The sequence below is a fragment of the Amycolatopsis sp. La24 genome, assembly GCF_029087445.1.
Taxonomy (GTDB): Bacteria; Actinomycetota; Actinomycetes; order Mycobacteriales; family Pseudonocardiaceae; genus Amycolatopsis; species Amycolatopsis nivea.
In genome coordinates, this window is sequence record NZ_JARACH010000002.1 from 185569 (window position 1) to 198705 (window position 13137).

The window sequence follows — 13137 nt, forward strand, 5'->3', positions numbered from 1 at the left end:
GCTACCAACCCGGGCGAGCGAAATTCAACACTGGTACGCGCAGGCACTCCCGTGACCAGATTGGATGCCCATGAGTTCACGATCTTTCCGTCGTCCCCTCGGATTGCTGGCGGTCGGCGCGTTCGCGGCCGCGACCCTCGTGGCAGGCGCGGGAGCCGGGCCCGTGACGTTCGGCAAGCACTTCCACGGAAACCACTACTCCGGCGGAAACTGGGGCGGCTACGTCAGTTTCGGCAGTTTCACCACCGCGACCGCGGGCTGGACCGAACCGGCGGCGACCTGCAATTCCAGCAACGACCTGTTCGCGCCGTGGGTCGGCATCGACGGCGACGGATCGTCCTCTGTGGAGCAGACCGGCGTCGCGACCGACTGCTCCAGCGGCAGCCCGCAGTACCAGGCGTGGTACGAAATGTACCCGGCCGCACCGGTTTACTACTCGGCTAGCGAGGCACCGGTAAAGGCGGGCGACCACATCACCGCGACGGTCACGCGCAGCAACAACAGCTACAAACTCGACCTGAAGAACGACACCCAAGGCTGGACGAAGACGACCACGCAGTCGTTGAACGCGAAGCACTCGTCGGCGGAGGCGATCATCGAATCGCCGTCCGATTCGTACCCGGCGATCAACGGCGGCGTGAAGTTCGACGGCGTCAAGTTCGACGGCAAGAACCTCGCCGACACCAGCCCGCAGGGCCTCAACGCGGACGACGGCGGCAGCGCGACCTGGACCCCCGGTGCGATCGGCTCGGACGGCCAGAGCTTCACCATGACCCGTCAGTAAAAAGCAAAGCCCCTGAGGGAATCCAATTCCCTCAGGGGCCCTTTCACGGACGTTCGAAGCGGTAGGCGCGTTCGACCCGGGAGACCTGGACGTCGAACTCGCGATACCACTCGGCGCGGCCCTGGTTGCGGGTTTCGGTGTGCTCCAGGTTGGTGCGCCATCCGGCGATGGATTCCTCGTCCTGCCAGTACGACACGGTGATGCCGAGCCCGGACTCGTCGCGGACGGAGTTGATGCCGAGGTAGCCGGGCTGTTTCGCGGCGAGTTCGGCCAGGTAGGCGGCACGCTCGGCGTAACCGCGGTCGCCGTCGGTGCGCCGGGACGTGAAGATCACCGCGTAGTACGGCGGTTCGGGAAGCTCCATGGCCGGAGATATACCTGTCGGACGCGGGCGAGGCCAGCGGGTTTCAGCCTTGGAGGCCGTTGACCGCCCAGGCGAACACCATCAGCGCGAGCAGCAGCGAGATCCCGGCCTGGACCATCATGGTCATTTTCGCCCAGATCCGCAGCGGCATGACGTCGGTCGGGCTGAACGCGGTGGCGTTGGTGAACGACGTGTAGAGGTAGTCCAGGTACCGCGGTTCCCATTCGGCCTTGGCCATCGACGGGTCGCTCATCTGCGGAAACTGCAGGTCGGGGAAGTCGGCCCGGCCCGCCGCGCGCCGGGCCGGGCCGCCGCGGTCGAACTCCCAGTACCAGAGCGAGAAGACGACGATGTTGGTCCAGTAGATGACCACGCCGCTGATCAGCACCTGCACCGCGTGCCCGCGTTGCGCGCCCTGTGCGATCCCGATCACCAGTTGCACCGCGGACGCGCCGTTGAGCACGCTGACGACGGCGAGCGCGGTCAGCGCGACCATGCGCTCGACGATGTTGAACTCGGTGAGCCGGCCCGGGTTCAGCAACAGCAGCGCGATGATCAGCACCGCGGTCAGCGAGGGCAGCAGCCACCACGGGTGCAGCACCATTTCGTCGGGCAAGGCGAGCTGCAGGGCGAGGGTTCCGATGACGACGGCCGCCGCGGGCCACCGGGTTTCGCCTTTGGTCGCCCGCCGCCAGGCAGGCACTGGTTTATCAGCCACGTGCACACGGTAGGACGGTGTGCACGTTACCGCGCGGTTTCCGGTGACGGCAGTTTCCTCGCGACGTCCGTGCGGCTTCGCGCGCCTAGCTTGCGAAGCACCTTCGCCACGTGCTGCTCCACCGTTCGCGGAGACAGGAACAGGCCGTCGGCAATCTGACGGTTTGTCCGGCCTTCCGCGAGCATCTCGGCGACTTCGCGCTCTCGCGGCGACAGCTCACGACCGTAACCGCGACGGCCGCGCTGTGACGGTGCCCAAGCACCGTGTTCGCGAAGCACGTGATGACAGCGGCCAGCGTCGCGCGTGGCACCCAGCTGTACGTACGCAGCTGCGGCCTGACTGAGCGCAGCTGTCGCACCGCCTTGTCCTGCTTCGAGACGACAGCGTGCCGCGCGTTCACGCATGCCGGTGGCGAGGTACGGCATCGGCAGCTCTGCGTACGCGTCGGCTGCGGTGTCGAAGAGCGTCGCGGCCGCTAGGTGTTTCGCGCGGGCGTTTGTCAGGACGGCGCGGCCAGCGTGCAGGGCGGCAGTGGCGAGAGGTGCGTCGCGGTCTTCGATGCCGCGCGCGAACTCTTCGACGAAAGCGTCGGCGTCGTGCCAACGGTCTGCGCGCGTGTACGCCTCCGCGGCGGCTGGGACGAGCGACGCTGCCCAGACCCACACGCCTTTGCGACGTGCGGCGTCGACAGCTACATCGGCGGCTTCGCAGGCCGCGGCGACGTCGTCGGTCGACAGGTGCACGCCGATCAACACCGAAGCCGCGCACAACACAACGGGGATAGGGCCTTCGCCCGGACGGTGTGCCGAGGCGTCGGCCAAGTGTCTTCGGGCTGCCGCGAACTCGCCGCGCACCGCGGCCAGCCCGCCCAGCACCAGCGACGTCTCCATGACGATCGCGCCCAGCGTCGGGTGCCGGGTACGGACGTCTTCGGTCGCCTCGGCCAGGCCGTCCCAATTGCCGCGGAACCAGGCGAGGCGCACTTCGGTGCCTTCGATCAGGCCTTTCGGGTACAGCGCGCCGGCTTCGGAAGCCCGGCGCAGGCCTTCGGCGACCAGCTTTTCGGTCCGGTCGAGGTGGCCGGACCACGACTGCGCGTCGGCGAGATTGCACCACAACCGGGCCAGCTGGACGCGCTCGGCAACGCTCGGCGCGGTGTCCGGCATCGCCTGGAACTCCGCCCACGCCGAACCGTCGCCGATGTGCGCGGCGGTCGCGATCCGGTCGCCGGTGAGCGCGAGCCGCAGCTCGGGATCGGTCAGTCCGGAGTGGACTTCCCGGGCGCGGCGCATCCACTGCTCGTGCCAGGACAGCGGGGTGAGCCCGTCGAACGGCAGCGCGAGCAGGTTGATCCCGCGCGCGGCCAGTTCCGGCCGGTCCGCCAGCTCGGCGACGGCGCGTTCCACTGCCGCACGCCCCTGCTCCAGCCGTCCGGCGACGCGGACCAGCAGCATGCCCAGCGCGAGCCGGATCGTCCCGTGCACGGCTGGCGGCAGCGGCCGGTCTTCGAGCACCTTTTCCAGCGTCAGATGGACATCGGGGCGGAAGACACGCAGCGACACATCGCTGAGTTTCTTCGCCAACCGGCCGACCGCGTCCTCGTCGGCCTTCGCGACGATCGCCTGCAGCAGATCGATGGCGCGTGCGGTATCGCCGTGCGCGATCGCTTCGTCAGCCGCTTCTTCCGCGTAGTACTGCCATTCCTCGACGCGTCCGGCGGCCTGCGCATGGGCGGCGAGCAGCGACAACGGTTGACCAGGAAGGTGCATTGCCTTGGTGTGCAACAATTTCCGCTCGGACGCGCTGAGACCATCGTACACGGCTTTGCGCGCGAACGGATGTCTGAAGCCGTAGCGATTGTCGTCGACCTCGTCCAAGAGCCCGTCCGACAACGCGCTCTCGTCCTCGGCCAACCCGGCCAGTTCGTTCAGCACCGACAACTCCGCGGGCATGTTGAGCACGGCGGCGGCTTTGGTGCGCTGGACCGCGGCCTCAGTCAGCGCGGACAGCTTCCTGGACACCGATTCCTGAAGCGCGGCAGGAACTTCCAGCCGATCCAACGCCGACTCAGTCAGTTCAACGCCCCGCAACGCGCGGAGAGTTTCTTCAGCGACAAAAGGAATCCCGGCCGTGTACTCGTGCAGCTTCGCGGCGAACTCGGCGTTGATCCGGGGCAACCCCAGGAGGTCGCAAGCCATCGCGGTGACCGCCGCGGCGTCCAACGGACCGAGCGTCACCTGCGCGCTGTGTACTTCTGGCGCGGTGCGAACGCGAGAGTTCCCAGCGCGGCAAGTGGCGACCACGCCCAGTTCCGGCGGCCAGTCGACGGCGAGGAAGCGCAGCAGGTCGCCGGTCCCCGGGTCGGCGCGATGCAGATCGTCGATGAGCAGGATGGTCGGACCGCAGGCGATCAGCAGTTCCCGGAACGCGCGGAACACGCGATGCCGCCCGGCGCTGGCGTCCGGCAGCGGTTCAGGCGCGGGTGGCAGGACGTCGGCGAGTTCCGGCAGAAGTGGTTGCAGCGCACCGGCAACCGGGCTCAGCGGTCCGAGCCGATCTCCGGCGCAGCGCAACGCTTCCAGCACCGGACCGTAGGGAAACGGCTCGGCCAATCGCGGGCACGCGCCGCGCAGCACGCGGACGCGGGAAAACTCCGGGCGCGCGGCGAGTTCGGCGAGCAGCCGGGTTTTGCCCATTCCCGGCGCGCCCTCCACCAGCACCGCGGCGGGCCGGTGTCCGAGAACTTCGGCGACGGCGGCGAGTTCGCGGTCCCGCCCGGCGAAAGCCGCCGGACGCGGACGCACGGACACCACCGTCGGAACGGCCGGCCACATCACGACCTCCCCAGCGAGCATCTTGTCCGTTTCGCCCGGAGCTTAAGCAGTGCGCGGGGCGGGGTAAACCGACTCTTGACGGGAGTATGCGCACGCTCCTCACACGTCTGCCTCCGCACGGTAACCAAATGGCAGAAGAAAACCCGGCGCGCGGTCACAAAGAGTGCGAAACCTCGTGGAGTTCGCCGGTTCAGCGGAACAACCCACGGACGCCCGCCGTCGCGGCGAACGCTCGGTAGTCGCACAAGTCCCTACTTAAGGATTGCTCCGCTACCTATTCTCGCGCCCCCTTATTGCAGTGGATTGGACCACCGCCGCACCCTTCGAGGCCGGGGGGAACCGAACGCGAGGGAGAAGCATGAAAGCCATCAGATTCCTCGGCGCCGCAACCGCTGCCGCGGCGGTGACGGCGATCTTCGCCGGCGTCCCGGCCGCCAGCGCCGCCCCGCTCAACCCCGACATGGTCCCGGCGATGCAGCGCGACCTCGGCCTCACCCACGGCCAGGCACTCGCCCGGCTCGCGAACGAGGAGGCCGCGAACAAGGTCGGCGCGGCACTGGAGAAGTCTCTCGGCGAACGCTTCAGCGGCACGAGCTTCAACGCGTCGACCGGCAAAGCCGTGGTCTCGGTGACCGACGCGGCGCTGGTCGACCAGGTGCGCGCGGCCGGCGCCGAGGCACAGGTGGTCCGGTTCAGCGCCCGGCAGCTCGACTCGACCGTGCAGACGCTCAACGCCCACGAGAAGGCGGCGCCGAAGTCGGTCACCGGCTGGGGCATCGACACCGCGAGCAACCGGATCAGCCTGACTGTCCTCAAGGGACAGCGCGCCGCGGCGGAGCAGTTCGTCCGCCAGTCCGGTGTGGACAGTTCGGCGGTGACCGTGACGGAGACCTCGGCAGTGCCCAAGGCGCACTACAACGTCCTCGGCGGGGACGCGTACTACATCGGCAGCTCGTCCCGCTGCTCCGTCGGATTCTCGGTGAACGGCGGCTTCCTGACCGCTGGCCACTGCGCCGCACTCACCGGCGGCGGCGCGCTGTCCGGCTACAACCGGGTCGCGATGGGCCAGTTCACCACGTACCGCTTCCCCGGCGCGGACTACGCGGCCGCGCGGGTCAACAGCAACTGGACCCCGGTCGGCCAGATCAACAACGGCACCCGCGTCGCCGGTTCCACCGAGGCCGCCGTCGGCGCTTCGGTGTGCAAGTCCGGTTCCACCACCGGCTGGACCTGCGGCACGATCCGCGCCAAGAACCAGACCGTGCGCTACCAGGAAGGCACCGTGACCGGCATGGTGCTCACCAACGCCCGGTCCGACCACGGCGACTCCGGCGGTTCGTTCATCAGCGGAAACCAGGCACAGGGCATGGTTTCCGGCGGTGACACCGTCAACAGCTACTACTACCCGGTGAACGTCGCGCTGTCGGCGACCGGCACGACGCTCGTCCGCGGCTGAGTCCAAACGCGACAAGGGCGGCTCGAGTGCCTCCAGCGCACTCGAACCGCCCTTGTCCGCATTGCCGCGGGATCGGCAGGTCTTCGGTCAGACGTTGCTGATCTCCTCGATCAGCCCGTCGATGTCGAAGTGCTCGCTCTCGGCTCCGAGCGGCACCAGTTCGTAGGAGGATTCGAGGAACGCCTCGAGGTCGGCGCGTTCCAGTTCGAACGACGCGTAGCCGTCGGGCGACTCGATTTCCAGCGTCAGCAAGGCCTCGTCCTCGGACAGGTCCGGCCGGATCCGCACGTCGCCGATCCCGGTCGGCTCGTCCAGCCCGGTCACGAGCAGGTCGCGGGCGAACGTCCACTCGATCCACCGGCCGCGTTCGGTCCGGAACGCCACGGTGACCGCGTAGGGCTCCGCCACGTGGAAGGAGAGGCGGGACAGCACCGGCGTAGTGCTCTCGTTCAGCAGTACGAACTGGGTCTGGTGTACGGCGTCGGTGGTGTGCACGGCTGCTCCTGGAGTCCTCCGGTCGTTCGCGCCTCGCGAACTGGTCGGCAGGGAGATGATCGACTCGGGAGCACATGACGTCGTTCCGCCGACGTTCACGCGATCGGTTGCATCAGGCCGCGAACACGTAACGCCGGACACAGAACCCTTGCGTTTCCGCGCAGGTCAGGAAAGCGGCAGCGTGAGGCCCACTTTGACCCGGTCCATGGCCACGCTCGTGGTGAAATGCCGGACGTTGGGGTTGTCGAAGAACATCCGCCGCGCGAAATTCTCGAACGCCGCCATGTCCGGGCAGGTGACCACGAGGACGAAGTCCGCGGTGCCGGTGACGTAGTAGCACTGCTGCACGCAGTCGTCGGCGAGGACCTGGGCGCGGAAGCCGTCGAGCACCGCCAGGCTCTCGCGCTCCATCTCGACCATGACGACGAACGTCATGTCCAGTCCGAGCGCGGCCGGGGACAGCACCGCGACCTCCCTCTCGATCACTCCGGCTTCGCGCAGCCGCTTGATCCGCCGCTGCACGGCCGCGGCGGACAGGCCGACTTTGGACCCGATGACCTCGGCGATCGTGCGGGCGTCGGTCTGCAGGCAGGAGAGGATGGCGAGGTCAAGCTGGTCCAGGTCGGGAGTGCGCACACTTCAGGCTAACCGGGCGGACCGACAAAAAGCCTCGGGTTTATCACGCCGCCGAGACGCTGGTCGCAATACCTCCTATCGAGCGAATGTGGAAGAGGTCTCTTAGTGATGTGGAACACAACTGACCGGTCTACCCAGGGGTAGGCCATACAAGGGAGGCAACCGGCGACGTCCGCCAACAAGCCGGTCTGGGAGGTTCCGCCATGAGCGCTGTCCGGTCGCGCCACCGTGCCGCAGTCGTCGCCGGGATCGGCGGCGCGCTGCCCGAGCACGTGGTGACGAACGACGAGATCGCGGCCCGCCTGGACACCAGCGACGAGTGGATCCGCACCCGCACAGGGATCCGCGAGCGCCGCCGCGTCGCCCCCGGCCAGTCCACAGTGGATCTCGCCGAGGAGGCGGGACGGGCGGCGCTCGGCCCGGACGGGCACGCGGACGCCGTCGTGCTCGCCACCTCCACCGCCGACCAGCTGTGCCCGGCCACCGCGCCGCAGGTGGCGGCCCGGCTCGGCCTCGGCACGGTGCTGGCCCTCGACGTCAACGCGGTGTGCAGCGGCTTCATCTACGCGCTCGCCACCGCCGCCGGCTTCATCGCGGGCGGGATGGCCGAGCGGGTGCTGGTGATCGGCGCGGACGTCTTCACCTCGCTGGTCGACCCGGACGACCGCACCACGGTGCCGATCTTCGGCGACGGCGGCGGCGCGGTGCTGCTGCGCGCGGGCGAGCCCGGCGAACGCGGCGCGCTCGGCCCGTTCGACCTGCACAGCGAGGGCGAACTGGCCAAACTGCTGTGGGTCGAGGCGGGCGGTGCCGCGCAGCGGGTGCCGGAGAACCCGAAGGACCGGTTCATGGTCATGCAGGGCACGGCCGTGTTCCGGCAGGCGTGCGCGCGGATGGCGGAATCCTCGCGCGCGGTGCTGGAAGAGGCCGGCTGGATGGTCGGGGACGTCGACCGGTTCGTGGGGCACCAGGCGAACATCCGCATCCTCCAGGCGACCGCGAAACAGCTCGGCATGCCCGCGGACGCGGTGGTGTCGAACATCGAGCGGGTCGGCAACACCAGCGCGGCGTCGATCCCGTTGGCGCTCGCGGACGCGGTCGCCGACGGGACGCTGACGCCGGGCCACCGGGTGCTGCTTACCGCGTTCGGAGCCGGGCTGACCTGGGGTTCCACGGTGCTGACCTGGCCCGAGCTGCCCTGAGCTACGCGTACTCCGGCAGCGCGATCGCTTCCGAACGTGGCTTCTCGAACCGTCCCGCGACCTTGCCCAGCCGCTGCGCCAACGGCGTGCTCGCCATCCGCAGCGCGGCGTGGAGCGCGGTCCGATGCGCCCGCGACCTCGGCATCGTCACCTGCGGCGCACCGGGGAAAAGCCGTTGCGCCTCGGCGACCAGCGGCCGCATCCGGTGTTCGTACTGACCGAACGCCGCCTGCGGGTCTTCGTGCGCCATGAGTTCTCCGGCCAGGATGTACGCGCCGGTCAGGGCGAGCGTCGTGCCCATGCCGCTGATCGGTGAACGCAGTACGCGGCGTCGCCGAGCAAGACGACCCGGCCTTGGTGCCACGTCGGCAGTTTCGTCTGGCCGACGCCCTCCAGGTAAAGCGAGCCGTTGTCCATTTCAGCCAGTACGCGCGGCCCTTCCCAGCCGACGTCGGCGTACGTCTTGCGCAGCACGGACACGGTGTCTTCGGGGGTCAGCCGGTCCAGTCCGCGCACGTCGGACAGGAAGAACAGTCCGGCGCGCATCGTGCCGACGTTGTCCGGGCGCAGGAACAACATCCGGCCGCGGCCGCAGAACATCGTGCGCCACCAAGCGTTGTCGGTGGCGATGCGCGGAATCGCGAGGTGTGCGGTGTAGAGGCCGAGTTCGTGCGGACGCGCGTCCGGCATCAGCATCGCGCGGGTGCGGGAGCGCAGGCCTTCGGCGATGACGACGGCGTCGAAGCGCTGGGTTTGACCGCTTTGGAAGTCGACGTCCACGCCGGTGCCGTCGTCGCGCAACGCCTGGATCTGGTCGCCGAATCGATAGGTCGTCTCGCCGGCTGACTGCTCGTACAGCAGTCTCGACAGCTGGCCGCGCAGGATTTCGATCTCGGCCGTCCCGCCTCCGGAATCGCCCTCGCCGGCGCGGAATTCGGCGACCACGCGGCCGTGTCCGTCCACGAACTGCGTGCCGACCTCGCCGGTGTGCGCGGCGCGGACCGCCTCTTCGAGCCCCATTTTGCGCAGCACCTGGCGGCCGACGCCGCGGATGTCGACGTTCTGGCCCTCCTCGCGCAGATGATCGAACCGTTCGACGATGGTGACGTCCCAGCCGGAGCGTGCGAGCCGGGAAGCGAGCGCGGGACCGGCGATGCTGGCTCCGGAGACGAGAAGACTGCGACGGGTCATGGTGCTCCTCCTTGCCGTTGCTCATTTACATAGATAATCTATCTATTAGTTTCTCTACTGACAAGGAGGGTCGCGTGGACGAGAACCAGGCAGCGCTCGCGAACATGAACGAGACGACCTTCGCCGTGCGCGACGTCATCGAGGCCAGCCGTGACCTGATGGCGCGGATGGCGAAGAGCGTCGAGATGAACGCGAACGACCTCACCGCGATCGCGATCCTCAACCACCACGGGCCGATGGGGCCGGTGGAACTGGGCCGCCGCCTCGGGATCAGCGGACCGTCGGCGACCACGCTCGTGGACCGGATGGAAGAGGCCGGTTACCTGGCGCGCGTCCGCAGCGACACCGACCGGCGGCGGGTGGCGGTCACGGTCACCGATGCCGCCCGGGAGATCGCGGCGGCGGTGTGGCGGCCGCCGATCGAGAAGCTGGACGCGGTGTCGCGCACGCTCAACGCGGCGGAAAGCGCTGTGGTGCGGGACTTTCTGGCCCGGATCACGGAGGCGATGAACGAAGGACGGGAACTCTAGGTCGTCCAGGTCCGGGTCTCGCGGTGGCGGCCGCGGAGGTGGAGTTCGCCGTGCAGCCGCCAGTGTTCCCGTTCGCCGCCCAGCGCGGCTTTCACCGTCGTTTCGCTGGCGAGCACCCGCGACGGAACTGCTTTCGCGTGTTCGGTGAGCCGCGCGGCCTCGTTCACCGCGTCGCCGATCACGGTGTACTCCAGGCGGCTCGACGCACCGAGCTGCCCGGCGAACACCTGTCCGGTCGCGACGCCGATCCCCAGGTCGAGCTCGCCTTCCGCCAGCACCGCGTCGCGGATCGCGCGGGCCGCGGCGAGCGCCATCGTCGGGCCGTCGGACAGCCGGGTCGGCGCGCCGAAAACGCACAGCGCGGCGTCGCCCTGGAACTTGTTGACCAGCCCGCCCCGAGCGTCCACCGCGGACACCACGCTCGCGAAAAACCGGTTCAGCTTCTCGACCAGTTCCTGCGGCGGAGTGCGCGACGCGAGCGCTGTCGAGTCCACGACGTCCACGAACAACGCGGTGACCTCGCGGACGTCGCCGGAGAGCGAAGCGCCGTATTCGAGCGCGTGCCGGGCGACGTCGGTGCCGACGTGGCGGCCGAAGAGATCGCGCATCCGGTCCTGTTCGCGCAGGCCGGCGGCGAGGTCGTTGACCGACGTCTGCAGCATCCCGATCTCGCTGGAGTCGTCCACGTCGACGTGCACGTCCTTGCGTCCGCGCGCGATGCCGTCCAGCGCGATCCGCAGCCGGTGCAGCGGCGCGGCGACGGCGCGGGACAGGAGCGCGGTGCCGATCGCGCCGGTCGTCAGGCCGGTCACCGACAGCACGATCAGGCTCGCCGTCGGGTTCCCGTTGCGGCCGAGATCGGGCGGCGTGGTCACGAGCAGCACGCCGATCAGCGGCACGCCGCTCGCCAGCACCCAGGTGACGACCAGCCGGGTCAGCACCGTGACCGGCAGCGAACCGCGCGGCGGCAGCACGTCGAGCGCCATCGTCATCACCGGACGCGCGACCCATTCCGCGGCCAGGTAGGTGAGCCCGACTGTGGTCAGCCCGCCGAGGCCGATGGTGAGTGCGATGCCCGCCGCGTCGCCGAGCGAACCGAGAACGCCGGCCAGAATGCCCAGCGCGAGCGCCCCGATCAGCCAGAGCGTGCCGCTCACCACAGCCATGTCGAACGGCAGCCGCAGCGCGCGTTTCGCCTCGTCCGCGGTCGGCGGGCGGCCGATCGTGAACCACACCACGGTGCGGCGCTGCAGGTAGGCGGTCCAGAGCGTGCCGACGATCAGGGCGAGCGCGACCACCCCGGCCGCGGTGACGCCGAGCACCCAGCCGCGGTCGTCGACGTCCTCCGGCAACCCCTGCAGGAGCAGCAGCAACGCGACGACTCCGGCACCGGCGACACTCGATCCGACGCCGAGCGCGGCGAAGCCCAGACTGGTGCGCAGAACCAGCCGGAACCTCCCCGCGATCATCGTGCGCACCCGCAGATCGTATGGGGTGGCGGGGCCGGGAGCGAAAAAAGCTGTCGCCGCCGCGGTGGCGCGATGGTTAGCGTGGCCGTATGCAACCGCTCGACCCCGCGGAGATCCGCGCCTCGTTCGTCAACTGTTCTCGCGGGGAAGCCAAGTCCGTCACGCTGCCCGCGGACGTCCCGTGGGAGAAGCGCGACTTCCTCGGCTGGCGCGACGTGAAGGCTCCCGGCCGGGCGTACCTCGTCGTACCGCACGGCGACGAGCTGATCGGCCTGTCGCTGCGCGCCGCGCCGCCGGCGAAATCACGGGTGCGCAGCAACATCTGCGCGTTCTGCACCACGACGCATCCGCTCGCCGACATCACGCTGTTCAGCGCGCGGCTCGCCGGGAAAGCCGGCCGCGACGGCAATACGGTCGGCACGTATTTGTGCGCCGACCTGGAGTGCAGCGCGTACCTGCGCGGCGAACTCAAGCCCGCGGTGCCGCAGCCGAAGGAGACGCTCACGCAGGAAGAAGCCGTCGAGCGGATGAACGAGAAGATCAGCCGGTTCGTGGCACGGGTGCTGGAAACCCGGTAACCGCCGTTGCCGCGGTTCCGGTCAGGGATTCAGAAATCCCATTCGGCGATCCGGCCCATTTTCCGGATCACCGGGAACAGCGCCGACGCGCGCAAGGCCAGCCGGGACCCGGCCGGGATCTTCGCGAGGACTTCGTCGCTCGCCCACTCGGTCGCGTCCAAACAGGACACCAGGCGCAGGCCGTAGCGCTCGAGTTCGTGCGGATCGTCGATGCCCCAATGCAAAGTCGCGCCCGAGCGGCGGACCACCGGGTTGATCATCTGCGCCTTGACGCCGAGCGAGCTGAAGAAATCGGCCACGATCCGGCCGGACGGGAACCTGCCGACGAGCCTGCGGACCAGTTCGGTCCCGGACTCCGCGGTGAGGTACATGGTGAGCCCCTCGGCCACGATCAACGCCTCGCGGTCGCCGGGAACCTGGTCGAGCCAGCCGAAATCGGTGACCGACGAACCGATCATGGCGTACCCCGGCCGTTCCGGGTAGATCCGGCCGCGGACGTCCACGACCTCGGGATAGTCCACATCGAACCAGGCGACCGAGGGCGGCGGGTCGAGCCGGTACACGCGGGTGTCCATCCCGCAGCCGAGGTGCACGACGATCGCGTCCGGGTGCTCGACGAGCCACTCGGCGGCCATCGCGTCGATCGCGCGCGCCCGGATCGCGACGGAGACCGAGGAGTTTTCGTTGACACCGAGCTTGCTGAAGTCGTAGTCGATCTTCTTGACCGCTTCGTCCGCCGCGGTGTCACCGAGAATCGGGTCTTTGCGGCGAGCGTCGAGGGCGCGGCCGTACAGCGTGCCCAGGTTGGTCGCCTTCTCCTCGGTGAAGTGCACTTTCTCCACGGCCGGGCCCCCTTGATATCAATCTTTTTATAAACTTG

14 protein-coding genes are annotated in these 13137 nt (G+C 68.9%); 5 read left to right on the forward strand and 9 right to left on the reverse strand.

The genetic code is table 11. From position 1 onward, the window contains the following. Positions 1-70: 70 nt before the first annotated feature. Positions 71-784 (forward strand): G1 family glutamic endopeptidase, encoded by a 714-nt coding sequence (locus PUT80_RS04480; protein WP_043837749.1) that lies wholly within the window; start codon positions 71-73, stop codon positions 782-784. Between the two features lie 43 nt (positions 785-827). Here PUT80_RS04480 and PUT80_RS04485 read toward each other — a convergent pair whose 3' ends face one another. Genes PUT80_RS04485 through PUT80_RS04495 form a run of 3 tightly spaced genes read right to left on the reverse strand, consistent with a single transcriptional unit; the run spans position 828 to position 4700 of the window. Beyond that, positions 828-1148, reverse strand: coding sequence for an antibiotic biosynthesis monooxygenase (locus PUT80_RS04485; RefSeq protein ID WP_275291184.1), 321 nt, complete (start codon positions 1146-1148; stop codon positions 828-830). Between the two features lie 43 nt (positions 1149-1191). Then, entirely contained in the window at positions 1192-1866 is a 675-nt protein-coding gene (locus PUT80_RS04490; RefSeq protein WP_106961501.1) for a DUF1345 domain-containing protein, read from the reverse strand. Between the two features lie 26 nt (positions 1867-1892). Beyond that, a complete protein-coding gene (locus PUT80_RS04495) occupies positions 1893-4700 on the reverse strand; it encodes an AAA family ATPase (protein ID WP_275291185.1) in 2808 nt (935 codons plus the stop codon). A 358-nt stretch (positions 4701-5058) separates the two neighbouring features. On the opposite strand from PUT80_RS04495, the gene PUT80_RS04500 reads away from it, so the two are divergent. Beyond that, positions 5059-6156, forward strand: a complete 1098-nt coding sequence (locus PUT80_RS04500; RefSeq protein ID WP_275291186.1) for a S1 family peptidase — start codon at positions 5059-5061, stop codon at positions 6154-6156. An 87-nt stretch (positions 6157-6243) separates the two neighbouring features. Here PUT80_RS04500 and PUT80_RS04505 read toward each other — a convergent pair whose 3' ends face one another. Next, on the reverse strand, positions 6244-6651 hold the full coding sequence (locus PUT80_RS04505) for an SsgA family sporulation/cell division regulator (RefSeq protein WP_043837742.1): 408 nt from the start codon (positions 6649-6651) through the stop codon (positions 6244-6246). 165 nt (positions 6652-6816) lie between these two features. After that, positions 6817-7287: an Lrp/AsnC family transcriptional regulator gene (locus tag PUT80_RS04510; protein WP_238603582.1), complete on the reverse strand. Its 471-nt coding sequence runs from the start codon at positions 7285-7287 to the stop codon at positions 6817-6819. A gap of 203 nt (positions 7288-7490) precedes the next feature. On the opposite strand from PUT80_RS04510, the gene PUT80_RS04515 reads away from it, so the two are divergent. Beyond that, positions 7491-8489 (forward strand): beta-ketoacyl-ACP synthase III, encoded by a 999-nt coding sequence (locus PUT80_RS04515; protein WP_037807209.1) that lies wholly within the window; start codon positions 7491-7493, stop codon positions 8487-8489. A gap of 1 nt (position 8490) precedes the next feature. On the opposite strand, the gene PUT80_RS04520 is transcribed toward PUT80_RS04515, so the two are convergent. Next, positions 8491-8790, reverse strand: a complete 300-nt coding sequence (locus PUT80_RS04520; protein WP_275291187.1) for a hypothetical protein — start codon at positions 8788-8790, stop codon at positions 8491-8493. Continuing rightward, positions 8769-9680 (reverse strand): FAD-dependent monooxygenase, encoded by a 912-nt coding sequence (locus PUT80_RS04525; protein WP_275291188.1) that lies wholly within the window; start codon positions 9678-9680, stop codon positions 8769-8771. Before PUT80_RS04525 ends, PUT80_RS04520 begins: the two co-directional genes overlap by 22 nt. A gap of 74 nt (positions 9681-9754) precedes the next feature. Here PUT80_RS04525 and PUT80_RS04530 point away from each other — a divergent pair, with 74 nt between their 5' ends. After that, positions 9755-10210 (forward strand): MarR family transcriptional regulator, encoded by a 456-nt coding sequence (locus PUT80_RS04530; RefSeq protein WP_051728591.1) that lies wholly within the window; start codon positions 9755-9757, stop codon positions 10208-10210. On the opposite strand, the gene PUT80_RS04535 is transcribed toward PUT80_RS04530, so the two are convergent. Then, entirely contained in the window at positions 10207-11679 is a 1473-nt protein-coding gene (locus tag PUT80_RS04535) for an adenylate/guanylate cyclase domain-containing protein (RefSeq protein WP_037807674.1), read from the reverse strand. The two genes, PUT80_RS04530 and PUT80_RS04535, sit on opposite strands and share 4 nt — an antisense overlap. A gap of 89 nt (positions 11680-11768) precedes the next feature. Between PUT80_RS04535 and PUT80_RS04540 the strand changes: the two genes are divergently transcribed. Continuing rightward, a complete protein-coding gene (locus tag PUT80_RS04540; RefSeq protein ID WP_037807213.1) occupies positions 11769-12257 on the forward strand; it encodes an FBP domain-containing protein in 489 nt (162 codons plus the stop codon). Between the two features lie 29 nt (positions 12258-12286). Here PUT80_RS04540 and PUT80_RS04545 read toward each other — a convergent pair whose 3' ends face one another. Next, a complete protein-coding gene (locus tag PUT80_RS04545; RefSeq protein WP_238603581.1) occupies positions 12287-13099 on the reverse strand; it encodes a class I SAM-dependent methyltransferase in 813 nt (270 codons plus the stop codon). Positions 13100-13137 lie beyond the last annotated feature (38 nt).